Source organism: Olleya sp. AS48 (assembly GCF_038900355.1).
Classification (GTDB): Bacteria; Bacteroidota; Bacteroidia; order Flavobacteriales; family Flavobacteriaceae; genus Olleya.
Genome location: NZ_JBBMRD010000004.1, coordinates 208,300 through 232,750 on the forward strand (window position 1 = coordinate 208,300; position 24,451 = coordinate 232,750).

A 24,451-nucleotide genomic window follows, 5' to 3' on the forward strand; every position below is an offset into this window, starting at 1 on the left:
ACACTTAAAATATTAAGGTTTTATTAAGAAATAACCGCTTTTAGACGTTTACCAAAATCGTAAAGTGCTTTAATTTCTTTTATGCTAGCTAATCGCTCGCGTCCAAAGACTAACAAATCTTGACCATTAGACTCGATATGGTAGTAGGGATTACTTTCAAAAAAGTGCGTGATTTGATCTGTAAAAAACTGTTGTATAGCTTGCGTATCTTCACCTAATAAATAAAAGCGATTGGAAAAATCGGTGTGGTTTTTAATAGGAATATCTTTAAAACCAGCAAAAGCATAGACTTTTTCTAAAAACCCTTCTCTGTCTAGAGTAAACTCTGGAATTTGTTTGTTTAGTTTAATATGAAGCATTGTACTACGCACGACTTCTTTAGCAATAAATTCTCCTTCAGAAAACTCGATATCAAATAATTTTAAACCATTGCTTTTATTAATGGTTTGGTTATAGATGTAGTTGATTTGTTTTACCCTGAAAAATAAAAAATTGTTTAAAAAGCCCGTTTGTTTTTCTTTTTTAGCATTGTAGTCTAAGTTGTAATCGTTTGCTAACTCCTCCATGGTGGTTTGACGACGCGTCAAGCTATTTTTAATAACATTTGGTACAGGAAGTAAGCGACGCAATGCAAATGGATGTTCTGAGTCTGTATCGTGTAAATCTAAGCCTAAAACTTCAAAGTGTCCACCACGTTTTGCAAATAGCTCTTGATAGTTATTAAGGTTTTCCATAACGGTATGGTCCACAAATTGGCATAGCGAAAAATCAATAATAACGTCTTCGTTTTCTGGTACTGCATCTATTTTAGCTTTTAATTTATAGAAATTTAAAAAGCTACAAAAATGCTTAACACTTATGTAATAATGACCATCTTCTTGAAACATTAAAACGTTTGGTTTAAGCCAATTTCTGGCAAAAAGTGATATACTTTTATTTAAGACAATATGTATAATAAATGTGATTAATACTCCTGATAAAATACCTGAAATTAAACCAATTTTTAATGTAACAATTAGGGTAACAAAAAAGATGATTAACTGTTCTTTTCCAATTCTAAAAATCTTTTTAATATTTTCTGGAGACGCTAGTTTATATCCTGTGTAAACTAATATTGCCATTAATGCTGGTAATGGTATACGTGCTAATTGCGTACTAAATAAGACAATAAAAATAACTAAAAAGAAAGCATGAAAAAAGTTGGAAGACCTATTACTACCGCCATTATTAACGTTAACTGAGCTTCTTGCAATTACAGTTACGACATTAAGACCACCTAAAAATCCACTTCCTATGGTTGCTAATCCTAAGGCTTTAAGATCTCTGTTTACATTACTTCTTCTTTTTTCTGGATCTAATTTATCTACAGCTTTGATACTTAACAAGGACTCTATACTAGCAATTAATGTTAAAGCTAATACACTAGTCCAAAACGGAAATGTCCCGATTTTACTAAAATCCACAGTTGGTATTTGCGATATAATTTCTGAAAATTCTGGTATACCAGAAATCATGTAATTTATTGCAATTGGGTTGGCTTGATGCGCAACCAACTCAAAGTAATAACTAAATCCAATAGAAAGTATAACAATCCACATTGGAGCAGGTATAAGTTGTAAGTATTTGTTTCTTAGTTTAGAATAAAATATCATAATTAAAAAACTAATAACTCCAGCTAATGCAGCATAAATTAATCCTGTATTATCGTAATGTATAGCATCGTTTATAGTAAATGGGATTTCGAATAAATAATCAACCGTATCTTCCCTTTTAATCCTATGCGCTAACATAATATGAAACTGTTTTCCTAGTATAATAAGACCAATAGCAGCTAGCATACCTTGAATGGCAGAGGATGGAAAAAAATCTGCTAATTTGCCTAATCTTAAAAAGCCTAAAAGTAATAATAAGGCTCCAGAGCAAATAATGGCAGCATAAGCACTTTCTATACCCAAGGTTAAAATAGTACCTAAAAGCACACCAACTAATCCGTTACCTGGACCAGAGATAGTAACGTGACTACCACCTAAAATAGAGACTAAAATTCCACCAATTACAGCAGCAATTACTCCAGAAATTGGAGGTGCATCACTAGCCATAGCCAAGCCTAAACCTAAAGGTAAGGCAATAAGACTTACCACAAAACCAGAAAATATATTTTTAGGTAATGCTTTAAAAAAGACTGTTGTATTATTTTGTTTTGGACTCATTGAATAATTAAAACATCGGTTGGTAGTTCAGTTAAAATATGTTCAATATCATGCGGAAATAAACGATCCCAAAACGTCATTTTTGTTGGCGCGTTCATGACTAACAAATCTGCTCGAGATATTTGGGCATAATGACCAATGGAATACCCTTGGGTTCCAAAAATAGGTTGCGATTTTATTGCAATAGTATTAGTATATTCTTGTGGTAAATCTTCAATTATATGATTAATTCTTGAGGTTTCACGATTACTAATACGTTCTCTGACAATATTAGCATGTCTTAAAGATTTGTCATCATCCACATTAACTGCAATTTCATTGGGCTTAATTTCTTCTACTATTGTTATTTTTTCGGCTTTAAGTTTTGATGCAACATAAAAGGCAGTCGCTATGGTTTGTTCGGTTTTTGGATCTTCTAATCCATTAACAACTATGTGTCTACAGACAATTCTGTCAATAGATGGATTAATTAATAATAGTAGACTACACTTGGCTTGTCTAGTTATTTTCCTAGCAATAGAACCAACATAGTATTTTAATAAATTTTCACGTTTAGCAGCTCCAATAATTAAAAGGTCTATATCTTTTTTATTTGTAGTGTCTAATATAGCAGCAACTGGGTTTCCTGATTTAAAGACGACTTCATACTTTAGATTATCTTTTTTAAAGCTACTTAATATACTATTTATGGTTTTTGACTTATCATCAGATTGTGCTCCAATATGAATCATAATTAGTTTAGCATCAAAAAATAAAGCTAGTCTAGCAGCTTCAAAAATATTAGCTTTAAGATTGGGCGAAAACGCGATACCAATTCCAATGGTTTTAAAGGGCTTTATTGTCAATTAGGTTAGTAGTTTTTTGATGAAAAATTGTAAGATACCATTTTTTTAAGTTTAAAAAAATTGAGTTAGATAGTGGTCTAGGCTTAAAAATTTAACTTTTTACTCTAAATTTGGGTTAAATTATAGAAGTAGAATTTTAGAATTAGTATTTTCACCAAAACGATAATTGAATGATAGAATTAGGAGGAATCATTATTTTAGGAATACTTGCACAATGGGTTGCTTGGAAATTAAAAATACCAGCAATTTTACCTTTAATATTAATTGGCTTGTTGGTTGGTCCAATTGCAGCCGAGTTTTTAAGTGAAGATGGAACCAAATGGATAGAACCAATATGGAATGGTGACGAAGGTTTATTTCCTGGCGAAAGCTTGTTTTATTTTGTATCCTTAGCCATTAGTATTATTCTTTTTGAAGGAGGTTTAACCTTAAAAATGAGCGAAATTAAAAATGTTGGACCTGTAATTACCAAGTTAATATCTGTAGGGTCTTTGGTTACCTTTTTTGGAGCTGGTATTGCAGCACATTACGTTTTTGGGTTAACATGGGAGATTTCATATTTATTTTCGGGATTAATTATTGTTACAGGACCAACAGTAATTACACCTATTTTAAGAAACATTCCGCTTAAAAAAGACATCTCTGCAGTTTTAAAATGGGAAGGGATTTTAATTGATCCAATCGGAGCATTAGTAGCAGTATTAGTATTTGAATTTATTAGTGTTGACGCAGGTGGAGAGTTTACTAAAACCGCATTAATAGAGTTTGGTAAAATTGTGTTATTTGGAGCTACCTTTGGATTTACTTTTGCACATGCTTTAAATTTTATTATTAATAAAAAGTGGGTACCTCATTATTTATTAAATGTCTTTGCATTAGCAGCTGTTTTAGGTGTTTTTGTATTGTCGGATGTCTTTGCGCACGAGTCTGGATTACTTGCAGTAGTGGTCATGGGAATGGTGTTAGGTAACTCAAACTCTCCATACCTAAAAGACTTATTATATTTTAAAGAATCTTTAAGCGTACTATTAATTTCAATATTATTTATTTTACTAGCAGCTAATATTAATTACAGCGAGCTATTATTAATTTATAACTGGAATACAGTAGCACTTTTTGCTATAATAATATTAGTTATTAGACCTATTGGTGTCTTTTTAAGTACGTATGGATCTAAGCTTAAATTAAACGAAAAACTGTTTATTAGTTGGGTTGGACCACGTGGTATTGTAGCTGCAGGAATCGCTTCGCTTTTTGGTTTAAAATTAGCTAGTAAAGGTGTTGAAGGAGCCGAGTATATTACTCCTTTAGTATTTGTAATTGTTTTAGGTACTGTACTTTTAAATGCGACAACAGCTAGACTTTTTGCTAAGTTAGTTGGTGTGTTTTTAACCCAATCTAATGGAATACTAATAGTAGGAGCATCAAAAGTATCTAGGTTAATTGGGCACTACTTAGAGTCACATGGTAGACATGTGGTCCTAATTGATAGTAATCAAAATAACATTAACAAAGCTAAAGAGCTTGGTTTGGAAGCTATAAACACCAATATCTATTCTGAAACATTAACTGATAATATCGAGCTTAATGATGTTGGATATTTAATGGCTTTAACAGGAAACAACGAAATTAATAAATATGCTATCAATAAATTTTCAAAGCAATTTGGAGAAAATGGTGCGTTTAGATTAGTGTCTACAGAAGAGATGTTAGATGAAAATAATAATCCACATGAAGGTTTATTTTCTCATACAGATGACTTTAACACACTTTCAGATGTAACTAGAAAATTTCCTAGTATTCAAGAAATTGAAATTATAGATAAAGCACATCTAATGGATTTAATTAAAACCACAAATGAAGACCGTGAAATAGTTCCATTATTTATAAAGGATGACGAAGGAGAGTTACACATAATATCGTCTTACAACACTAATTTTGAAGACGTAAGTGAAGGTTATTATTTAGTCTATTTAGGAAAACCTTTAGACGTAGAAAAAGTAGACACAGTCTAACTAAAAGTATAAGGCATAAAAAAACCTTCATTTTAACAATGAAGGTTTTTTTTATATCTAATAGTTAACTTAATCGTTAAGTTTTAAAACAGCCATAAATGCTTGTTGAGGTATTTCTACATTACCTACTTGACGCATACGTTTTTTACCTTTTTTCTGTTTCTCTAAAAGTTTACGCTTACGCGAAATATCACCACCATAACATTTTGCGGTAACATCCTTACGTAAAGCCTTAACGGTTTCTCTAGCTATAATTTTTGCTCCAATTGCAGCTTGAATAGGAATATCAAATTGTTGACGCGGAATTAATTCTTTTAACTTCTCACACATTTTTTTACCTATGTTATGTGCGTTATCTGCGTGTATTAAAGCAGACAAAGCATCTACAGGCTGTGCATTTAATAATACGTCTAATCGTACTAATTTAGACACCTTCATACCTATTGGGTGGTAGTCAAAAGATGCGTAACCTTTAGACACTGTTTTTAATCGGTCATAAAAGTCAAATACAATTTCGGCAAGAGGCATTTCAAAAGTTAATTCTACACGTTCTGGTGTTAAATACGTTTGATTAATAATCATCCCTCGTTTTTCTATACATAAGCTCATTACATTACCAACAAAGTCTGATTTTGTAATTATCGTTGCTTTAATATAAGGTTCCTCAACACGATTTACGGTTGAAGGATCTGGTAAATCCGAAGGGTTATTCACTATAAAAGCATCTTCAGGATTTTTATTTGTGTAAGCATGGTACGATACGTTAGGTACAGTAGTAATAACCGTCATGTCAAACTCACGCTCTAAACGCTCTTGGATAATTTCCATGTGTAACATTCCTAAAAATCCACAACGGAAACCAAAACCTAAAGCTGCAGAGCTTTCTGCCTGAAACACTAAGGATGCATCATTAAGTTGTAGCTTTTCCATACTGTTTCTCAGCTCTTCATAATCCTCTGTATCTACTGGATAAATACCAGCAAAAACCATTGGTTTTACGTCCTCAAAACCTTCGACAATATTAGTCGTTGGATTAGCAAAGTCCGTAATAGTATCTCCTACTTTTACCTCTTTAGCAGTTTTAATACCTGTAATTAGGTAACCTACATCTCCTGTTTTAACACTTTGTTTTGCAACCTGAGTTAGTTTTAAAGTACCAACTTCGTCTGCATTATACTCTTTATCTGTAGCAACAAATTTAATTTTTTGTCCTTTTTTAATTTCACCATTAAATACTCTAAAATAAGTTTCAATACCTCTAAAAGTATTATAAACTGAGTCAAATATTAAGGCTTGTAAAGGCGCATCAGGATCACCTTTTGGTGCAGGAATACGCTCAATAATTGCTTTTAAAATGTTTTCTACTCCAAAACCTGTTTTACCACTTGCATGGATAACATCTTCTGGTTTGCAACCTAATAAATCTACAATATCATCTGTAACTTCTTCTGGATTTGCACTTGGTAAATCTACTTTATTTAAAACAGGAATAATTTCTAAATCATTCTCTAAGGCTAAATAAAGGTTAGATATAGTTTGCGCTTGTATACTTTGGGCAGCATCTACAATTAGTAAAGCACCTTCACAAGCTGCAATAGATCTTGACACTTCATAAGAAAAATCTACGTGACCAGGTGTGTCAATTAAGTTTAAAACAAATTTTTCGCCTTCATAAATGTAGTCCATTTGGATAGCATGCGACTTAATGGTAATACCACGTTCGCGTTCTAAATCCATACTATCTAATAATTGAGCTTGTTGTTCTCTTGCTGTTACAGAGCCAGTAGCGTCTAGTAACCTATCGGCAAGTGTACTTTTTCCGTGATCAATATGTGCAATTATGCAAAAATTTCTGATGTTCTTCATAGTCAAATCTCTTTATAAATAAAGATATTGCAAATATATAGTAATTATTGGGCTTTTTTTCTTTTTTCTTAGGAATACAAATTCATATAAATTTGCGGTTTTTCCCACACTTTAATGTTAATTACAATTATTATATTGCAGGCTTAACCTATTATAAATGAATCGCTTTAATTTTATTATCGTTTTTTGTTTATCTATGACTACTTATGCTCAGGATTTAACCATTTCTGGGAACGTTGTAGATGACTCAAATCAACCCATTTTATTTGCTAACGCAATCATGTATACTTCTGATCAATCACAAGTTATATCAGGATCAAGTACTAATGAAGATGGTCAATTTAGTATTGACAATTTAACCTCTGGAGAGTATGTTTTAAAAATCTCGTTTTTAGGTTTTGAAACCGAAACTAAAAATATAACATTGACTAATGATGTTAATTTAGATACCATAATATTAAAAACACTACCAGAAACTTTAGGCGAAGTAACCGTTAATGCAAAAAAACCAACGTTTACAAAACAAGCAGATCGCATGATATTTAACGTTGCAAATACTGCTTTAGTGGAAGGTACAATGCTTGATGTTTTAAAAAGTACACCAGGTGTTTTGGTTTTGGACGATAATATTTTGGTTAAAAATAGTAGCCCAACAATTTATATAAACGATAAAAAAGTAAACTTATCAGCATCAGAGTTAGCTATGTTGTTAAATGCGTCTTCAGCAAATGCGGTCCAAAAAATAGAAGTTATTACCAGTCCATCTGCTAAATATGATGCTTCTAGTGGTGTTGTTTTAAAAATTGTGATGAGTAAAAACCTAATTATGGGTTACAGAGGTAGCGTAACAACGCATTACACACAAGGTGTATATCCTAGATATGATGGTGGATTAAATCAGTTTTATAAAACGGATAAAATAAACGTTAATCTTAATTACAGCTACAACCATACTAAGATAAATAGACACAATTTAGACGAAATTAATTACCAAGAAAACAATACTGCAACAGAATTTTGGAGAACAGATTTGGATCGAAATACAACGTCTAATACACACAATGCAAATCTAAATTTTGATTATTATATTAACGATAATAATACCCTTAGCTTGTCTTCAAACGTATTGTATTTACCATATTTTGATTATCAAACAAACGGAATCACTTTTGTAAACGACTTACAAGGGTTAAATGACTACAATTTTAATTCTTATAACTCATCTAAAGATGACAAGTATAATATTGGTACAGATTTAGACTATAAGCTTAATTTAAAAAATGGTGCTAAATTTTTAGCAAATGCACATTATACGACCTATGATTTTAATAGAAGTCAACATGTCAATTCTGACTATTTTTTACAGAATAATGCTTCAAACTTTAGTACTGCTTTTAATACCAGAAATAATCAATCTACAGATATTTTTTCTTTAAAATTAGATTACGAACTACCAATCAATGATAGTTCTAACCTATCCTTTGGTGTTAAATCCTCTAACATAAATACAGACAGCGACATTGTGCAATTTGATGTGGACCAAACTACAGGTAACCAAGTATTGAATACAGCTAATACAAATGCTTTTAATTATGACGAGTCTGTTTATGCAGGATATTTAAGTTATGATAAAAGTTGGGATAAATGGAGCATGTCTACTGGTTTAAGATTAGAGCATACTGATCTAGAAGGGTTTTCTCCTGCGACTAATGTAAGCCAAACACAAGACTACTTGGAGTTGTTTCCAACATTAAATGTAACATGGCAAGCGTTTGAAAAAGCTAACCTTTATGTGTCGTATAAAAGGTATATACAACGTCCTAATTACACAAATTTAAATCCGTTTAACTTCTTTTTAAACGATAACATTATAGTTTCAGGTAATCCTAACTTACAACCATCGTTTACAACATACTCTACCATTGGGACTTCTATTAACAACACCTTTACTATAGAGGCATATTACAAAACAGTATCCAATCAAATTAACGAATTACCTATACAAGATAACGCCAATAATTTTTTGATTTATTCGCCTACCAATATTCAAAATGTTAGAGAATATGGACTTGATTTTATGGCAGATTTATATATCTCAAACAAGTATTCAGTCTTCTTTTTGACTAGTCTTTTTAATCACGATTTTGATATCGATTTTAATAATCAAACGTCTAATTTTAATCAGTGGTCAAACTACTCCGAAATTAATGCTGGGTTTAATATGCTAAAAGATAACAGTCTATCTGTTAACCTTTCCGTAGCTTATTATAGTCAATTTTTACAAGGTACTTTATTAGGAGAGTCCATAACATATTCTAATTTAAGTTTAAGTAAAAAGGCCTTAAAAAACAAAGCAGTAATTAGTTTAATGTTTGCCGATTTATTTAACCAACAAGACCTTGGGGCAAGATCTAAATTTGCTAACCAAAACAATTACAGTTATCATAATATAGATAATCGTTACGTTAAATTAGGTTTTAGTTACAAGTTTGGAAACACTACGTTACAAACAAACGAGCGTACTAAATCGCTAAAAGAACGTGAACGCCTAGAGAAGTAGTATAATAGCTATTTTTTATTGTGTTTATGGTTTATAGGCATTTTATTTAATTGTTGGCAAACATTAAAAACTGAACTTTAAGAAATGAAAATCGAATGGAATTTTGAAGATTATTTATATAGCCATAATTTAGGTAGAATAAATAAACGAGAATATATTCATCGAATTTTTAAAAGCGGAATAGAACTTGAAAAACCAAAAGAAATCTATAAGTTTTACGGAAATACAAATTATAATTTAAATTCTCTTCTTGAAAATTATATATACTTCTCAAATCCTAGAGATTTTAATGACCCTTTTGATTGTTTAGTTAATAGAGAAGAACAAATTTTAAATAATTATAAAGATTTAGAAAACCATAGAAATGAATTAGGTGTTTGTTGTTTTAGTCTAATAAATAACAATCCATTAATGTGGGGACATTATACTAATAATTACAATGGATTTTGTTTGAAATTTAAAAATGACCACTTTTTTGATAATGAAAATATAACTCTTCAAACTCACGTTTCGTATCTAAAAAATTATATTCCAGGAAATGAATCACTTAAAAAAGCCATTAAAGAATTATATCTCCAAAAATTAAATAACCAAGACAAAGTTACAATTAGTAAAGTTTTGGCTTTAACATTTGAATACAATTGGAAATATTATGATTGGAATTATGAACAAGAATATCGAACAATTTCGTGGTCAACCAATAGTTTTGAAAGAAAAATGAAATTTAATAAAGAATGCCTAAAAGAAATATATATTGGACATAAAATGAAAAGTGCAAATTATGAATATTATAGTTTATTAATCAACATTATAAAAACTCAATATCCGAATACAAAAATATTTGAAGTTAAACCAAATTCATTAAAAGTGAAATTAGAATTTTCAGAAATTTGAATATAATAAAAACGATTTGCCAACACCGTATATAATTTATTGCTGGCTTCTCGGCTACTTACGAAAGTCCTCGCGGACTTTCTTGGTCGGTAATTATTTACTAAATTAGTTGCTTAAACCACGCAACAAACCATATACAACAACGTTGGCATTCATTGGCAGAACAGAATCTTCATTCTTAATTATAGTAGCTAAAAAACTCACTTTTAAATATACAAAGCAAAAAACGGTTTTATATATCATCATATAAAACCATTTAATTAACTGTATAATTATTTTTTTTAGTTTCTCTTCATCTGTATAGCTTTTTTTGAATAAGTTGAAGCTTTAGTTTTCTGACTTTCACCACAAGACATTTTAATTTCAATTACTGAAGCTAATGTTATAACTTCTCCTGTTTTATTGTTTTTAAACAAAATTTTTCTAGGTGTTGACATCAATTTTATTTTTTCCTTCGATTTTAAAGGATTATAAACTACTTCAATTGGAGTGTCCTGACTATACTTTTCTTTAATACCTAAAGCTTCTATATCCAACGAATTTATCTCTTTACCATTAACTGATACAGAAAAATCTGGATCTTGAAAAATAATTCCACCTTTACAACCTCCAGCTTGATCTCCCCAAGACGCACAAATTTTGAATCCAAACCCTTGAAACCTAAACATCCCACCCTTGAAAAAAATATCATCCCCTATATTGACCTCTGAATCAATAATACTTGATATATCTTTACCTATATTAGGAGATATAGTTGTGCTGGCATTTACCTGCATTACTAAAAATAAAATAACAGAAAAAAATAATACTGATTGCTTTTGTAATTTCATAACTTAAATTTTTAATTATCACCTACTCTTTTAAACGATTTTCGGTTTGCTCGTATTTATACTAACAAAATTATACGTCATAGTGTCTAAAATCTATAGCTATTCTATTAACCGCTAGTTTGAATCTATAAAACTGGACTTTGAATAAATCATCTGTACTTAAAATGATATAATAAAACAGAGCTAATCCATAAAGAAAAACAACGAAATGGCAACTCCGTGTATAATTAGTGGCTAGCTCTACACTAGTTACTAACAATTCCTGCGCAATATTTTATTCAGTTTGTATTTATTAAATTAGATGCATAAACACAAAACAGTCCATCATGGAAATAGGAACAAAATTTATTAAAATCAATTGGAAATATCGAGTACTATTTGCAATAGGTACAGGTCTGTTATACGGTTTTACACTATTGCTTTTTGATTATTTTTCTGATGAAAATATTTACTCAACAAACAATATTATTTTTCAAGCCCTTTTCTTTGGTTTATTTTTTGGTATTGGATTTCCGTATATAAATCAAAAGCTTGCTGACAAGTTTTCTAATAAAATAGGACATACAATCAAACCAGATTTATCACCAGACGAAACTGTTGAAGTAGAAGGTCCTGCTAATCTATTTCGTGGTATGGAAGGTGTTGGTGGAAAAATATTTTTGACCAATAAAAAGCTAATCTTTAAATCGCACAAAATTAATATTCAAACAGGACAAACAGATATTGCTTATTCAGATATTGATCAAATTATAAACCGTAAAACTGCAAGACTAATTAATAACGGAATTAGGATTGTGACTAAAGACGGTAAACAATTTGATTTTGTAGTTAATGAAAGAGGAGTATGGTTGGACCACATTAATAATCACCTAAAATAAGATTTTAAGACATTTTAAACTGCCAATAATGTAAATGTGTACAACCTACATTATTAGCACCTAAAACCACCTTAAAATTAGCTTAATACCGTTTTAAATAAAGTAGATTAATCTACCCATTCTGCGATAAACAAATTAGTATCGCGTCCACCACCATTATTACGGTTAGACGAAAACGCTAACTTTTTACCATCGTTAGAAAACACCGGAAACGCATCAAACGTTTCGCCATGTGTAACACGCTCTAGGTTTTTACCATCAATATCAATTAAGTATAAATTAAACGGAAAACCACGTTCTGCTTCAAAATTAGAAGAGAATAATACCTTGTTACCACTTGGGTGAAAAAACGGACTCCAATTGGCATTTCCTAAATCCGTTAATTGGCGTAAATCACTACCATCTGCATTACAAATGTATAGTTCCATATCTGTTGGCTCAACTAAACCTTCGGCTAACAAATCTTTATAGTCTTTAATTTCTTGTTCAGTTTTTGGTCTAGACGATCGGAAAATTATTTTTGTTCCGTCAGGCGAGAAAAATGCACCTCCATCATAACCTAATTCATCTGTAATTTGTTTTACATCACTACCATCCAAATTCATAGTATATAACTCTAAATCGCCACTTCTGGTAGACGTAAATACAATTTTATCTCCTTTTGGAGATACTGTTGGCTCAGCATCATAACCAACCTCATTAGTCAATTGCTTAACAATATTACCCTCTAAATCTGCAACAAAAATGTCAAACGTATCATAAACAGGCCAAATGTATTTACCGTTTTTACGTAAAGGGGTTTCAGGACAGTCTTTATCTGCTAAATGTGTTGATGCATAAATAATATGCTTATTATCTGGCATAAAATAAGAGCATGTTGTACGTCCCATTCCTGTACTAACCATTGGTGGTGCAATACTATCAAAGGTTTGATTGGCATCCATTAAAAACATTTGGTCACAACCAACATTCCATTTTTTGTAATTAGATTGAAACACTAATTTACTATCATCAAAACTCCAATAGGCTTCAGCATTATCACCTCCAAAAGTCACTTGACGTAAATTTTTAAAATGAATTTCTTCAGGATAAATCAAAGGGTTTTTTACTTCAGTAACTTCAGGTTTTACGGTTGTATTAGTAACATCAGTTTTAGTTTCATTTTTACATGAAAAAATAAAAGCTGTAACTAGTAAAATTCCGAATAAGCGTGTTTTCATAATAGGTTTTATTAAATGGCTTTAATTGCCTAATTTTGAGTAAAATTAATACTTCTTATCATGAAATTAATAAAACTACTTGTTTTTTTACTTGTTTTCACCTCATGCAAACACGAAATTTTAAAAGAAATTACCATTCAAGAGGATGTTCAGTTTTTAGCTGACGATGCTTTGGAAGGTCGTCAAACAGGTACAAATGGCGAGCAAAAAGCTGCAAAATATATTGCAGAACGTTTTAAAAATTTAGGCTTAACACCAAAAGGTACCGATGGTTATTTTCAGGCGTTTTCGTTTAAACCAAAAACAGATCCACATCAAGAAGTAAAGTATAATGTAAAGGATGGTGATAGTACAATTACAGGCACAAACGTCCTTGGTTTTATTGATAACAAAGCCGATAACACTGTAATTATTGGCGCACACTATGACCATTTAGGTTATGGAGCAGAAGGGAGTTTATTTAGAGGCGAAAAAAAAGAAATACATAATGGAGCAGATGATAACGCAAGTGGAGTAGCAGTGCTACTAAATTTAGCACAAAAGCTAAAGGCTAAAAACACAAATAATAACTATTTATTTATCACATTTTCTGGCGAAGAAATGGGCTTATTAGGCTCTAATTATTACACAAAAAATCCAACAATCGACAACAAAAAAGCCAATTATATGATTAACATGGATATGGTTGGTCGTTTAAAAGCAGATAGTACATTGGCTGTTTACGGTGTTGGTACGTCACCCATTTTTAAACAGACGTTACAAGCACACAATAACCGCTTTAAATTAGTGCAAAAAGAGTCTGGTGTTGGACCAAGTGATCATACTAGTTTTTATAATTCTGACATACCTGTATTGCACTTTTTTACAGGTCAGCATGAAGATTACCACAAACCATCTGATGATACAGAGCGTTTACATTTTAATGGTATGCAAATCATTTCAAATTATATTTTTGAAATCATAACAGATTTAGATAACAACGGGAAACTACCCTTTAGAAAAACTAAAAACGAAAGCGATGAAGTGCCACGTTTTAAAGTAGGACTTGGTGTAATACCAGATTATTTATTTGACGGAAAAGGCATGCGAATTGATGGTATAAGCGAAGATAAACCAGCACAAAAAGCGAATCTTAAAAAAGGTGATATTGTTGTTAAACTTGGCGATAGTACAGTTTTTGATATGATGAGTTACATGAAGGTATTAGCAACTTTTAAAGAAGGTGATAAAACAAATATAACAGTAGACAGACAAGGCACAATGGTTGATGCTGAAATACAATTTTAAAGCTTCCTAATTAAACCATGAAAATCACCAACCAGGACATAATAACAAAAATACACTTAATCATATCTGTATGTATTGTTGTTCCTGTGTCTTTTTTTTATGGTTTTAATCCAAGCTCTCAGTTCGATATTCATTTAGATACCATAGACGAGCATAATTTTTTTAAAGCCATTATGGGCCTATATATAGGGTTTTCTATACTTTGGACTTTGGGTGTATTTAAAGCCAATTATTTAAAAATGGCATTAGTAACCAATATGATATTTATGCTGGGTTTAGGTTTTGGAAGGTTGCTAAGTTTAACATTAGACGGTGTTCCAACCTTTGGCTATAAATTTGGGACTATTGCAGAGTTATTTTTAGGGTTTTATGGATTGTGGGTAATACTAAGCCATCATACTACCACAAATACCTAAACTAACAATTACATAAACAGCAGCTAGTATAAATAATACTTTAGCTGCTTTTTTGTTTTTTTTAAGCAACGCCAAACCAATAATAGCTAATAAAATGGCTGGTCCAAACATGATAGCAGCAAAAAATAAGACTATTCCGTCGTAATTCCCACCTCCTCCAGTAGCTTCTATTAAAAAAAATGTATTCATAAAATTCCGCAATAGCCTAAGCTAATTAATACATAAACAGCAGTTAAAATACCAATAACTTTAGCTGTTTTTCGCTTTTTGTTTCTTAAAGATAACGCAATAATTGTTGCAATTATTGGTACACCATAAAAGATAAAAAGCAGTAGTAATATAGTATTTCCGCTAATATTCAAAATCATTGCTTGAAGCATATTTTATTTTTTATGATTAAAAACAGTAGTGACATAACTCTATTTTTACTTAGTAATTAAATCTCGTTTCTAAGTTGTTCTAAGCGTGCTTTTTTATCATCACGATAAAACAAATTCATGGTTTCAAAAGGGATGATTTTATTGTCTTTATCCACAATATGCACACATGATTTTTTAATGGCTCTAACATCAAAGTTATAAGCATCTATAAACTGCATAATAATCACTCTAAATAAATTATCATACCCTAATTCTGGAGCATCAATATTTGGTAAGCAACACATTATGGATTTCAGGTTTTCTTCTGCCACTTCAACCGAGTTTCCTGTACTAAATAACTCCACCATTTTACCTTGCAGTGCTTCATCTTGCTCGTAAATAATAGTGTTTTTGCTATTATCTAATAAATCGTTTGGATTAATATAACGCGTTAACGGAAACACTTCGTCTCCTAATTTAAGTGCGTAACCCATCACCAAAGCATCTGGATTACACGGTACAGGTAGCAAATCGTCAGCATTAAAAATAGTGGTTTGTTCCATTATTTTTCGACGTACTTCAGTAATAGTCATCCGATCCGTTTCTGGATTAAAATTATCTAATCGACCAGCAATTTGTGTTGGTTGTAAGGTCACACCTCTAACACATTTTTGTTTTAAAGCGTAGTCAATAATTTTACCAATCTCGCCATCATTTAATCCTTTTTGTAGGGTTACCACTAAAGTCGTTGACAAATTTAGTTTATTTAGGTTTTCAATAGCCTGTTTACGGATATCATTTAAATCTGCACCACGAAGCTCGCGTAACACACTGTTTTCAAACGAATCAAACTGTAAATAAATTTCAAAATCAGGAGCGTAGGTTTTTAGTCTTTCCGCGAAAGCGAAATCTTTAGCAATTTTAATCCCATTGGTGTTCAGCATTAAATGCCTAATCGGCAACGTTTTGGCGTAATCCATAATTTCCCAAAACTGAGGATGTATGGTTGGCTCTCCACCAGATATTTGTACTACATCAGGCTCCTTTTCGTTTCTAACAATAGTGTCCAACATAGCTTTAACTTCGTCCAAAGTACGATGTCTACCGTACGTTGGTGATGAGCCTGCATAACATGTCGGACAAGTCAAATTACAGCGGTCAGTCACCTCAACAACCGTCAAACAACTGTGCTGCTCGTGGTCAGGACACAAACCACAATCATAAGGACAACCATAATCCGTTTTAGTATTAAAAGTATAAGGGGTTTCGCTAGGCTTATTGTAGTTGCGTATGTTTTTATAATACGCGATATCGTCAGCAATTAACACCTTACTATTACCATGTTCCTTGCAACGTTTTAACATGTAAACATTATCATCTTCAAAAACAATTTTGGCATCCACACGTTTTAAACACTCAGGACACAGGCTTAAAGTAAAGTCGTAATAGGTGTAATTTCTAACTGGCATTTTCTGTTTTTTTAAGTTGTTTGGGCGTTACCACAAGGGTCGCGCTATCCACTAAATCTTTTTTACTTGTTCTCGATACATTTTGCTCATGCTTCACAAAACACTTAAACTGACCTAAAAAAGGATACCGTTTCTATCGCTAACGCGTGTGTTTGCCAAGTAAAAGACTAGCAATAAATTTGCTGTAATACAACCAACAAATTACACATAATATTTGAATACTACTTAAACCAAAAGTATAAAATACATTAGGTTTTAAAAACTCGATACAAAATCTAAAACCAAAATAACTTAGCATAAAAAGCTTGAATAAATCACCATTTTTTAATCGGAAGGTTTTGTGTATAGTTTTTAAAGCAATAAATAATATAGTTAAAAAGACAAGTTCATATAAAGACGTGGGATGGCGTAGTAAGCCATCACCTAAATCCATTCCAAAAGCAGAAGTGGTTACTTTACCATAAGTAAACTCGTTAATACCAGATAAAAAACAACCAATACGACCAATAAAGATTCCTAAAATTATAGGGAAGACAAATAAATCTCCAGACGATTGCTTTTCGCTAATTATTTTTTTTGCCAATTCTACACCAAGTAAGCCACCAAACAAACCACCCATTATGGTTTTTGTGTTTAGTAATGTAATGGTATTTTTTAATGTAAATTCAATTAAAGGATTTTCTAAAAACCCAACCAATCTTGAGCCAATTAAAGCACCCAAAGCAGCACCTAAAATAATAGAGAGTCTATTATTGGTATTAATAACATCAGTACTACGTTTTCTTAAAAACACATAATATCTATACGCTATAAAAAAGGCGAGATATTCTAATATAAGATGAATATTTATGTTAACGCCAAAAAGCTCAAGGTTGAAGGGTAGGTCCAAATAATGATAGATTATTAGTTAAATATACACAATTACCTAAAAAACACTAATTTTGCACCAAAATTGTATCGTGGTAAAAATAGGTAATATAGAACTTCCAGACTTCCCGTTGTTGTTAGCACCAATGGAAGATGTGTCAGATCCACCATTTAGAGCGTTGTGTAAAGAGCAAGGTGCAGATGTTGTGTATACAGAGTTTGTAAGTAGTGAAGGTTTAATACGTAACGCAGCAAAAAGCGTTATGAAATTAGATATTTACGAAAAAGAACGTCCCGTTGGTATTCAAATCTTTGGAGCTAATTTGGATAGTATGTTACAAACCATTGATATTGTTGCCGAGTCTAAACCTGATATTATTGATATTAATTTTGGATGTCCTGTTAAAAAAGTAGTTAGTAAAGGTGCAGGAGCAGGAATCTTAAAAGATGTTTGCCTAATGGAACAACTAACAGCCGAAATGGTTAAACGCACTAACATCCCAATAACCGTAAAAACACGTTTAGGTTGGGACCACGATTCTATTAGAATTGTTGAGGTAGCAGAACGACTTCAAGATGTAGGTTGTAAGGCTATAGCAATACATGGTCGTACCAGAGCACAAATGTATAAAGGTGATGCCGATTGGAAACCTATTGCACAGGTAAAAAACAACCCACGTATGCATATTCCTGTTTTTGGAAATGGAGATGTGACTACACCAGAACGTGCAATGGAAATGCGTGATCAATATGGTTTAGATGGCTGTATGATTGGTCGTGCAACTATTGGTAATCCATGGTTTTTTAAGCAGGTCAAACACTTTTTTGAAACAGGAGAACATTACAGGCCAATTACTATGCAAGAACGTGTGGATGCTGCACGCAGACACTTGCAAATGTCTATTGACTGGAAAGGAGAAACACTTGGTGTTTTTGAAACCAGACGTCATTATACAAATTACTTTAAAGGGATTCCGCATTTTAAAGAACACCGAATGAAAATGGTTACTAGTGATGCATCTGTAGATGTATTTGCTGCTTTTGATGAGGTTTTAGAATTGTTTGCAGATTTTCAATTTACAGAATAATCAAGCTAATACTTTGTTAAGCAAAGCGCCAACTATATATAACAGTAAGCGCAAGAAGGATGAAGCAATTTGTCTGAGCTCCTTGAAGAGAGCGAGTTGCGCGAGCCTGTTTGCCTGTTAAGGCAACTTGCCCCAATTTTAATTAGTTTTTACTAAATCACGTGTAATACGTGAGGCTGCTATTTTTGAAGCTATTATCCCTAAAATTGAAATAGTTAGCATGACTATCACAAAGTTTTTTAAGTGTATTGCAACTGGATAAGGTAAGCTTGGTGTAATCATTATTAAGTCAAAACTAGCTTGTAATTGAACAACTATATAACCTATTACTAATCCTAAAAACCCACCAATAATAGTCATTAAAACGCCTTGATAAAAAAAGATGTTTCTTATGTCTTTTACTGTTGCTCCTATATTGTATAGGGTACTTAAGGTTTTCTTTTTGTCTAAAATCATCATTATAATAGAACCTATGACGTTAAATAAGGCAATAATAAGTACTAATGTAAAAATTAAATAGACTGCTAAATTCTCTGTATTTAGCATTTTGTATATCGCATCGTTTAGTTGGTCTTTATTTTTTATAATAATGTTTTTACCTAAAATACTTTTAATGTTGGTTATAACTGTTTCTTGGTTAGCATTGTCAGTCAATTTAAACTCTAAACTGGTAATTTGGTTTGGTTGGTAATTTAATAATTGACGTGCAGTTTCAATTGAAGCAAAAATGTACTTATTATTAAGTTCTTCGTTAATATCATAGATACCAACATTAACAGTATTAACTTGGTTTATTGCTTGATTTTGAGAGGTAATTTGACCTTTTCCAGGTTTTGGAACAGATAGTGTAACGGTCTTACTATAATCGTTTACAAATACGGATAATCTGTTAGATATTGCCCAACCAACAACTATTTGAGGTGTATCTTGATATAACCAATTACCGTAAGGTATTACAGAGTCTATGGCTGTTATTTTGTTATAATTTTGGTCAACCCCTTTTATATAAGCAGGATGGTTATTACCATCTGAAGACGCGATAATACGTTCTTCTATTATTTTAGAAAAGTTGGCAACACCATCTATAGCAAGCAATTGTTGGTTCTGGCTTTCATCTAGAGTAAATGATTTACCAATATTGGTTTCTGCTTTTAAATCAGGATCTATAATACTTGAAAATTCTAGCGTAAAATCTCTTAAGCCAGCAAAACCAGATAGTACGATAAACAGTGAAGCTGCACCTAAAACGATACCTACAATAGCTATTATTGTAATAAAGTTAATGGCATTATTACTGCTTTTACTGCGTATGTAGCGTTTTGCTATGTATAAAGAAAAATTCAATTAACCTTTGCTACGTTTATCTAATAAATCTGGATTTTGTATTGGATTTTCATCCCCTTTTAAAGATTTTTCAATTTTATCGATATGCTCTAAACTGTCGTCAACGTAAAACTCTAATACAGGCATTCTGCGTAATTGGTTTTTGGTACGTTGTGCTAGTTCATGTCTAATCATAGGTTTGTTAGCTCTAATTCCTTCTAAAAGCTCTTTAGCTTTATCATTAGGGAATATGCTTAAATAAACCTTAGCGTCTGTTAAATCTGCAGTTACTCTAACCTTAGATACAGATATAATTATACCACGCATTCCACCTTGTGTAGCAGCGCCTTGAAGGATATCTACTAAATCACGTTGTAAAACCGAGGCTATTTTTTTTTGTCTTTGACTTTCTTCCATGTTGCAAAAATAGTTGTTATTACAATAATATATTACTTTTAAGCCATAATTAAGCAATTATTATACCCTAAATTATATATTTAATGGAAAAAATAGAACATATTGGAATAGCAGTCAAAAATTTAGAGGAATCTAATGTGCTTTTTGCGAAACTTTTTGGCAAGCCACACTATAAAATTGAAACGGTAGAAAGTGAAGGGGTTAATACTTCTTTTTTTGAAGTTGGACCCAATAAGATAGAGTTATTGGAAGCAACAAAGTCAGATAGCCCAATTGCAAAGTTTTTAGAGAAAAAAGGTGAAGGTATACATCATATTGCTTTTGCTGTAGATGATATAAAAGCAGAAATTTTGAGATTAAAATCTGAAGGTTTTATTATCTTAAATGAAACACCTAAAAAGGGAGCAGACAATAAGTTAGTTGCTTTTTTACATCCAAAATCCTCCAACGGTGTATTAATAGAGTTATGTCAAGAGATTAAGTAATTAAAAAAAGTCTTGCAAGACTTTAAAATAAGTAGTAATATTGCAATCCGATTTCGGGTCCTATAACTCAGCTGGTTAGAGTATCTGACTCATAATCAGAAAGTCCCTGGTTCGAGCCCAGGTGGGACCACCATCAAAACCGATTCATTAATTTGAATCGGTTTTTTTGTTTTATATATGTTAAATGGTTTCTTCCATTCATATTTAATGTTTTGTTTTACATATCAAATAATTATTCTAATTAATTAAGCATCAGGTAGTATTATTAATATTCAATTAGAATTAAACACTATTTAGCATATGTCTTTTACAAGAATCAAGTCTGTTTTTGTTTTATTATTAGTACTTCTATCTTCTTTTTTATGTACTTCTCAGAATATTAAAAAACTACTAAAAAAAGGTAGCATTGAAGATAAAGTGTTTAAATCAACATTTAAATATGAGCCTTACGGTAATTCTATATTTGTTAAGGTGTTAATTAAAGATAAAGAGTATCGTTTATTATTTGATACTGGAGCAGTTACTGCAATTTCACCTAGAATGGTAGAGGAATTAAACTTAGAGATTGTAGGTAAAGAAGACGTTTATGATTTAGGAAATACCTCTAAAAATTTAAATTTTGTTAAAATAGATACTATAAACTTTAATGGAATTAATTTTTTTGATACTGGTGCAGCTGTGCTTGATATTGAAGCGGTAAAAGATTTTAAGTGTACAAGAATAGATGGGTTTTTAGGTGCAAATTTTATGCGAAATGCTGTTTGGGAAATAGATATGGTAAAGCACGAGATTACATTTGCAAATACTATTGACTCGATTAGTATTCCGGAGGGGACACCTTACACTAAAATTTTTATTGGATATGACGGGACACCTGCAATCACAGCTTTTTTAGGTAACGAAAAATTATATAGTACCATGATAGATTACGGTTATGGTGGTGGCATTTCTCTTTTTTCCTACGATTTTAAAAAATTAAGAGATGAAAATCCTAATATTAAATATGTAAAATCTAATGGAGGAAGTACTGTGGCGGGAGTGTATGGCGATCTAAAAATGTCTACGTCTTATAAAGCAATAGTTGATAATTTTAAAACAGGAGAGTTTAAAGTACCAAGTAACTTAATGGCTTTTGGTCAATTAGGTGCAAGGACGATTGGTGCTGGATTTTTAAAAAATTATAGAACGGTTTTAAGCTGGAAAGATCGTAAAATATGGTTTATTGAAAATAAGGCAGCAGATGATCAAGTTATATTTAGTGGTCATGGTTACGGAATTAGACTTGAAAATGAATCCATTTTTATCAGTTCAATTTCGGAAAATTCAGAAGCGGAAGAAAAAGGTCTTAAAATTAATGATAAAATTTTAAGTGTAAACGATTTGGATTTTACAAAAGTGACAGATCAAAAATGGTGTGAGATTCTAATTACTAATCGTCCTGACAAGGTTAAACTTGTCATCCAAAGGGATACAAAGCAATTAACTGTATCGCTAGAAAAAAAGGTTTTATTAAGCAATTAATTCACTTTTTTTATTGTCCTCAAGATTTATAAATACTTTTTTATAGAAATTAAATAAAATTATACATCTTGGGTGTCATAATAAATGTTATTTAAATCGCTGATTGTCAAATATTTAAACTGTTATTTTGTGACCTGAATTTAGTCTGTATTTTAAAAATAGACTATCTATAAAAGGTCAAACCTCTACTTTAGATTATTATTTAAATAGAAGTAGACCATAAATGGAATTAAACAAATACAGTAAAACAGTCACTCAAGATCCAACGCAGCCCGCTGCTCAGGCTATGTTGCACGCTATTGGATTAACTAAAGAAGATTTTTTTAAGCCAATCATTGGTATTGCAAGCACAGGTTACGAAGGTAACCCTTGTAATATGCATTTAAATGATTTAGCAAAATTGACAAAAGAAGGGACTAAAAACGAAGACATTATTGGTCTTATTTTTAATACTATCGGTGTTAGTGACGGTATTTCTATGGGGACACCAGGTATGCGCTACTCATTACCATCTCGAGATATTATAGCAGATTCTATGGAAACTGTAGTACAAGCCATGAGTTATGATGGTTTAATTACGGTAGTAGGTTGTGATAAGAATATGCCAGGTGCATTAATTGCAATGATTAGATTAAATCGTCCAAGTATTTTAGTGTATGGTGGTACAATAGATTCTGGTTGTCATAACGGACAAAAACTAGATGTTGTCTCTGCTTTTGAAGCTTGGGGAAGCAAAGTTGCTGGAACCATGGAAGAAACGGAATACCAAAGCATTGTTGAAAAAGCGTGTCCTGGAGCAGGAGCTTGTGGTGGGATGTACACTGCAAACACAATGGCTTCGGCTATTGAAGCTTTAGGGATGACCTTGCCTTTTAACTCGTCTAACCCAGCATTAAGTGATGCTAAAAAAGCCGAATCTGTAAAAGCAGGAGAAGCGATGCGTGTGTTGTTAGAAAAAGACATCAAGCCATCAGATATTATTACTCGTAAATCTCTTGAAAACGCGGTTAGATTAGTTACTATTTTAGGAGGTTCTACAAATGCAGTGCTTCACTTTTTAGCAATTGCAAGAGCAGCAGATATTGATTTCACTTTAAAAGATTTTCAAAAAATAAGCGATACTACACCATTTTTAGCAGATTTAAAACCTAGCGGAAAATACTTAATGGAAGATGTACACGCTGTTGGCGGAATTCCTGCGGTTCTAAAATATTTATTGAAAAAAGGATTAATTCATGGCGATTGTTTAACCGTTACAGGAAAAACAATTGCAGAGAATTTATTGGATGTTGAAGATTTAACTGAAGGTCAAGATGTAATAAAGCCAATTGAAGAGCCAATAAAAATTTCAGGTCATTTAAGAATGCTTTATGGTAATCTTGCTACCGAAGGTTCTGTTGCTAAAATTACAGGAAAAGAAGGTTTGAGTTTTATCGGAAAAGCAAAAGTTTTTGAAGGCGAATATGCTGCAAATGATGGAATAAGAGATGGGTTAGTAGAAAAAGGAGATGTGGTCGTAATAAGATACGAAGGTCCAAAAGGAGGTCCAGGAATGCCAGAAATGTTAAAACCAACTGCTGCAATCATGGGAGCAGGTTTAGGTAAAGATGTCGCACTAATTACAGATGGACGTTTTTCTGGTGGGACACATGGTTTTGTTGTTGGACATATTACTCCTGAAGCACAAGAAGGAGGAACTATCGCTTTAGTAAAAGATGGCGATATGATTACTATTGATGCAGAAACAAACAGTATTGTCTTGGAAGTGTCTGAAGAAGAATTACAAAAAAGAAGACAAGAATGGAAAGCACCAGATTTAAAGTTTAAACGAGGTGTATTATACAAATATGCTAAAACAGTATCATCAGCATCAAAAGGATGTGTAACTGACGAGTTTTAAA

General features: G+C 31.8%; 21 protein-coding genes and 1 tRNA gene. 11 read left to right on the plus strand and 11 right to left on the minus strand.

Annotated features, from left to right (window positions below; translation table 11 throughout):
• Positions 1 to 23: 23 nt before the first annotated feature.
• Positions 24 to 2,210 carry a SulP family inorganic anion transporter gene (locus WNY60_RS07175; RefSeq protein ID WP_342861970.1) on the minus strand — a complete coding sequence of 729 codons (2,187 nt, stop codon included), beginning with the start codon at positions 2,208 to 2,210 and terminating at the stop codon, positions 24 to 26.
• A complete protein-coding gene (locus tag WNY60_RS07180; RefSeq protein WP_145005062.1) occupies positions 2,207 to 3,055 on the minus strand; it encodes a universal stress protein in 849 nt (282 codons plus the stop codon). The genes WNY60_RS07175 and WNY60_RS07180 overlap by 4 nt, the downstream gene beginning before the upstream one ends.
• A 170-nt stretch (positions 3,056 to 3,225) precedes the next feature.
• Between WNY60_RS07180 and WNY60_RS07185 the strand changes: the two genes are divergently transcribed.
• Entirely contained in the window at positions 3,226 to 5,070 is a 1,845-nt protein-coding gene (locus WNY60_RS07185) for a sodium:proton antiporter (protein ID WP_145005066.1), read from the plus strand.
• A gap of 69 nt (positions 5,071 to 5,139) precedes the next feature.
• Here the strand turns inward: WNY60_RS07185 and lepA are convergent, their stop codons facing one another.
• Positions 5,140 to 6,936 carry a translation elongation factor 4 gene (gene lepA / locus WNY60_RS07190; RefSeq protein ID WP_145005069.1) on the minus strand — a complete coding sequence of 599 codons (1,797 nt, stop codon included), beginning with the start codon at positions 6,934 to 6,936 and terminating at the stop codon, positions 5,140 to 5,142.
• A 157-nt stretch (positions 6,937 to 7,093) separates the two neighbouring features.
• Here lepA and WNY60_RS07195 point away from each other — a divergent pair, with 157 nt between their 5' ends.
• Together WNY60_RS07195 and WNY60_RS07200 are read left to right on the plus strand one after the other, a co-directional pair.
• Positions 7,094 to 9,496 (plus strand): outer membrane beta-barrel family protein, encoded by a 2,403-nt coding sequence (locus WNY60_RS07195; RefSeq protein ID WP_342861971.1) that lies wholly within the window; start codon positions 7,094 to 7,096, stop codon positions 9,494 to 9,496.
• Between the two features lie 84 nt (positions 9,497 to 9,580).
• On the plus strand, positions 9,581 to 10,390 hold the full coding sequence (locus WNY60_RS07200; RefSeq protein WP_342861972.1) for a DUF2971 domain-containing protein: 810 nt from the start codon (positions 9,581 to 9,583) through the stop codon (positions 10,388 to 10,390).
• Between the two features lie 281 nt (positions 10,391 to 10,671).
• Here the strand turns inward: WNY60_RS07200 and WNY60_RS07205 are convergent, their stop codons facing one another.
• Positions 10,672 to 11,220 (minus strand): hypothetical protein, encoded by a 549-nt coding sequence (locus WNY60_RS07205; protein WP_342861973.1) that lies wholly within the window; start codon positions 11,218 to 11,220, stop codon positions 10,672 to 10,674.
• A gap of 326 nt (positions 11,221 to 11,546) precedes the next feature.
• On the opposite strand from WNY60_RS07205, the gene WNY60_RS07210 reads away from it, so the two are divergent.
• Positions 11,547 to 12,098 (plus strand): GRAM domain-containing protein, encoded by a 552-nt coding sequence (locus tag WNY60_RS07210; RefSeq protein ID WP_342861974.1) that lies wholly within the window; start codon positions 11,547 to 11,549, stop codon positions 12,096 to 12,098.
• A 107-nt stretch (positions 12,099 to 12,205) separates the two neighbouring features.
• Here WNY60_RS07210 and WNY60_RS07215 read toward each other — a convergent pair whose 3' ends face one another.
• Positions 12,206 to 13,318 carry a hypothetical protein gene (locus WNY60_RS07215; protein ID WP_342861975.1) on the minus strand — a complete coding sequence of 371 codons (1,113 nt, stop codon included), beginning with the start codon at positions 13,316 to 13,318 and terminating at the stop codon, positions 12,206 to 12,208.
• 60 nt (positions 13,319 to 13,378) lie between these two features.
• On the opposite strand from WNY60_RS07215, the gene WNY60_RS07220 reads away from it, so the two are divergent.
• Complete coding sequence (locus WNY60_RS07220; RefSeq protein ID WP_145005086.1) at positions 13,379 to 14,605, plus strand: M28 family peptidase; 1,227 nt, start codon at positions 13,379 to 13,381, stop codon at positions 14,603 to 14,605.
• Positions 14,606 to 14,622: 17 nt separating this feature from the next.
• Positions 14,623 to 15,021 carry a DUF4345 domain-containing protein gene (locus tag WNY60_RS07225; protein WP_342861977.1) on the plus strand — a complete coding sequence of 133 codons (399 nt, stop codon included), beginning with the start codon at positions 14,623 to 14,625 and terminating at the stop codon, positions 15,019 to 15,021.
• On the opposite strand, the gene WNY60_RS07230 is transcribed toward WNY60_RS07225, so the two are convergent.
• From WNY60_RS07230 to WNY60_RS07245, 4 genes are all read right to left on the minus strand, one after another.
• Positions 14,992 to 15,210 (minus strand): hypothetical protein, encoded by a 219-nt coding sequence (locus WNY60_RS07230; RefSeq protein ID WP_090837046.1) that lies wholly within the window; start codon positions 15,208 to 15,210, stop codon positions 14,992 to 14,994. The two genes, WNY60_RS07225 and WNY60_RS07230, sit on opposite strands and share 30 nt — an antisense overlap.
• Complete coding sequence (locus WNY60_RS07235) at positions 15,207 to 15,389, minus strand: hypothetical protein (RefSeq protein ID WP_145005094.1); 183 nt, start codon at positions 15,387 to 15,389, stop codon at positions 15,207 to 15,209. Before WNY60_RS07235 ends, WNY60_RS07230 begins: the two co-directional genes overlap by 4 nt.
• Before the next feature lie 68 nt (positions 15,390 to 15,457).
• Positions 15,458 to 16,849, minus strand: a complete 1,392-nt coding sequence (locus tag WNY60_RS07240) for a radical SAM protein (RefSeq protein WP_342861978.1) — start codon at positions 16,847 to 16,849, stop codon at positions 15,458 to 15,460.
• Positions 16,850 to 16,988: 139 nt separating this feature from the next.
• Positions 16,989 to 17,738 (minus strand): prolipoprotein diacylglyceryl transferase family protein, encoded by a 750-nt coding sequence (locus WNY60_RS07245; RefSeq protein ID WP_342861979.1) that lies wholly within the window; start codon positions 17,736 to 17,738, stop codon positions 16,989 to 16,991.
• Between the two features lie 70 nt (positions 17,739 to 17,808).
• Between WNY60_RS07245 and dusB the strand changes: the two genes are divergently transcribed.
• Complete coding sequence (gene dusB, locus WNY60_RS07250; RefSeq protein ID WP_145005104.1) at positions 17,809 to 18,804, plus strand: tRNA dihydrouridine synthase DusB; 996 nt, start codon at positions 17,809 to 17,811, stop codon at positions 18,802 to 18,804.
• A 138-nt stretch (positions 18,805 to 18,942) separates the two neighbouring features.
• On the opposite strand, the gene WNY60_RS07255 is transcribed toward dusB, so the two are convergent.
• Together WNY60_RS07255 and rbfA are read right to left on the minus strand one after the other, a co-directional pair.
• Complete coding sequence (locus WNY60_RS07255) at positions 18,943 to 20,148, minus strand: FtsX-like permease family protein (RefSeq protein WP_342861980.1); 1,206 nt, start codon at positions 20,146 to 20,148, stop codon at positions 18,943 to 18,945.
• Positions 20,149 to 20,544, minus strand: a complete 396-nt coding sequence (gene rbfA / locus WNY60_RS07260; RefSeq protein WP_145005110.1) for a 30S ribosome-binding factor RbfA — start codon at positions 20,542 to 20,544, stop codon at positions 20,149 to 20,151.
• An 83-nt stretch (positions 20,545 to 20,627) separates the two neighbouring features.
• Between rbfA and mce the strand changes: the two genes are divergently transcribed.
• From mce to ilvD, 4 genes are all read left to right on the plus strand, one after another.
• The gene (mce, locus tag WNY60_RS07265; RefSeq protein WP_145005113.1) at positions 20,628 to 21,029 is read left to right on the plus strand and encodes a methylmalonyl-CoA epimerase; all 402 of its coding nucleotides are present in this window, start codon (positions 20,628 to 20,630) and stop codon (positions 21,027 to 21,029) included.
• Between the two features lie 56 nt (positions 21,030 to 21,085).
• Positions 21,086 to 21,162 (plus strand) — tRNA-Ile (locus tag WNY60_RS07270).
• Positions 21,163 to 21,329: 167 nt separating this feature from the next.
• Entirely contained in the window at positions 21,330 to 22,550 is a 1,221-nt protein-coding gene (locus WNY60_RS07275; RefSeq protein ID WP_342861981.1) for an aspartyl protease family protein, read from the plus strand.
• A gap of 223 nt (positions 22,551 to 22,773) precedes the next feature.
• Positions 22,774 to 24,450 carry a dihydroxy-acid dehydratase gene (gene ilvD, locus WNY60_RS07280; protein ID WP_342861982.1) on the plus strand — a complete coding sequence of 559 codons (1,677 nt, stop codon included), beginning with the start codon at positions 22,774 to 22,776 and terminating at the stop codon, positions 24,448 to 24,450.
• Position 24,451 lies beyond the last annotated feature (1 nt).

Coding starts and splice junctions, on each gene's coding strand:
- rbfA (WP_145005110.1), bottom strand. CDS start 20,544: ATGGAAGAAAGTCAAAGACAAAAAAAAATAGCCTCGGTTTTACAACGT.
- ilvD (WP_342861982.1), top strand. CDS start 22,774: ATGGAATTAAACAAATACAGTAAAACAGTCACTCAAGATCCAACGCAG.
- WNY60_RS07200 (WP_342861972.1), top strand. CDS start 9,581: ATGAAAATCGAATGGAATTTTGAAGATTATTTATATAGCCATAATTTA.
- WNY60_RS07215 (WP_342861975.1), bottom strand. CDS start 13,318: ATGAAAACACGCTTATTCGGAATTTTACTAGTTACAGCTTTTATTTTT.
- WNY60_RS07240 (WP_342861978.1), bottom strand. CDS start 16,849: ATGCCAGTTAGAAATTACACCTATTACGACTTTACTTTAAGCCTGTGT.
- WNY60_RS07230 (WP_090837046.1), bottom strand. CDS start 15,210: ATGAATACATTTTTTTTAATAGAAGCTACTGGAGGAGGTGGGAATTAC.
- WNY60_RS07225 (WP_342861977.1), top strand. CDS start 14,623: ATGAAAATCACCAACCAGGACATAATAACAAAAATACACTTAATCATA.
- WNY60_RS07175 (WP_342861970.1), bottom strand. CDS start 2,210: ATGAGTCCAAAACAAAATAATACAACAGTCTTTTTTAAAGCATTACCT.
- WNY60_RS07210 (WP_342861974.1), top strand. CDS start 11,547: ATGGAAATAGGAACAAAATTTATTAAAATCAATTGGAAATATCGAGTA.
- WNY60_RS07185 (WP_145005066.1), top strand. CDS start 3,226: ATGATAGAATTAGGAGGAATCATTATTTTAGGAATACTTGCACAATGG.
- mce (WP_145005113.1), top strand. CDS start 20,628: ATGGAAAAAATAGAACATATTGGAATAGCAGTCAAAAATTTAGAGGAA.
- WNY60_RS07205 (WP_342861973.1), bottom strand. CDS start 11,220: ATGAAATTACAAAAGCAATCAGTATTATTTTTTTCTGTTATTTTATTT.
- WNY60_RS07195 (WP_342861971.1), top strand. CDS start 7,094: ATGAATCGCTTTAATTTTATTATCGTTTTTTGTTTATCTATGACTACT.
- WNY60_RS07275 (WP_342861981.1), top strand. CDS start 21,330: ATGTCTTTTACAAGAATCAAGTCTGTTTTTGTTTTATTATTAGTACTT.
- WNY60_RS07220 (WP_145005086.1), top strand. CDS start 13,379: ATGAAATTAATAAAACTACTTGTTTTTTTACTTGTTTTCACCTCATGC.
- lepA (WP_145005069.1), bottom strand. CDS start 6,936: ATGAAGAACATCAGAAATTTTTGCATAATTGCACATATTGATCACGGA.
- WNY60_RS07235 (WP_145005094.1), bottom strand. CDS start 15,389: ATGATTTTGAATATTAGCGGAAATACTATATTACTACTGCTTTTTATC.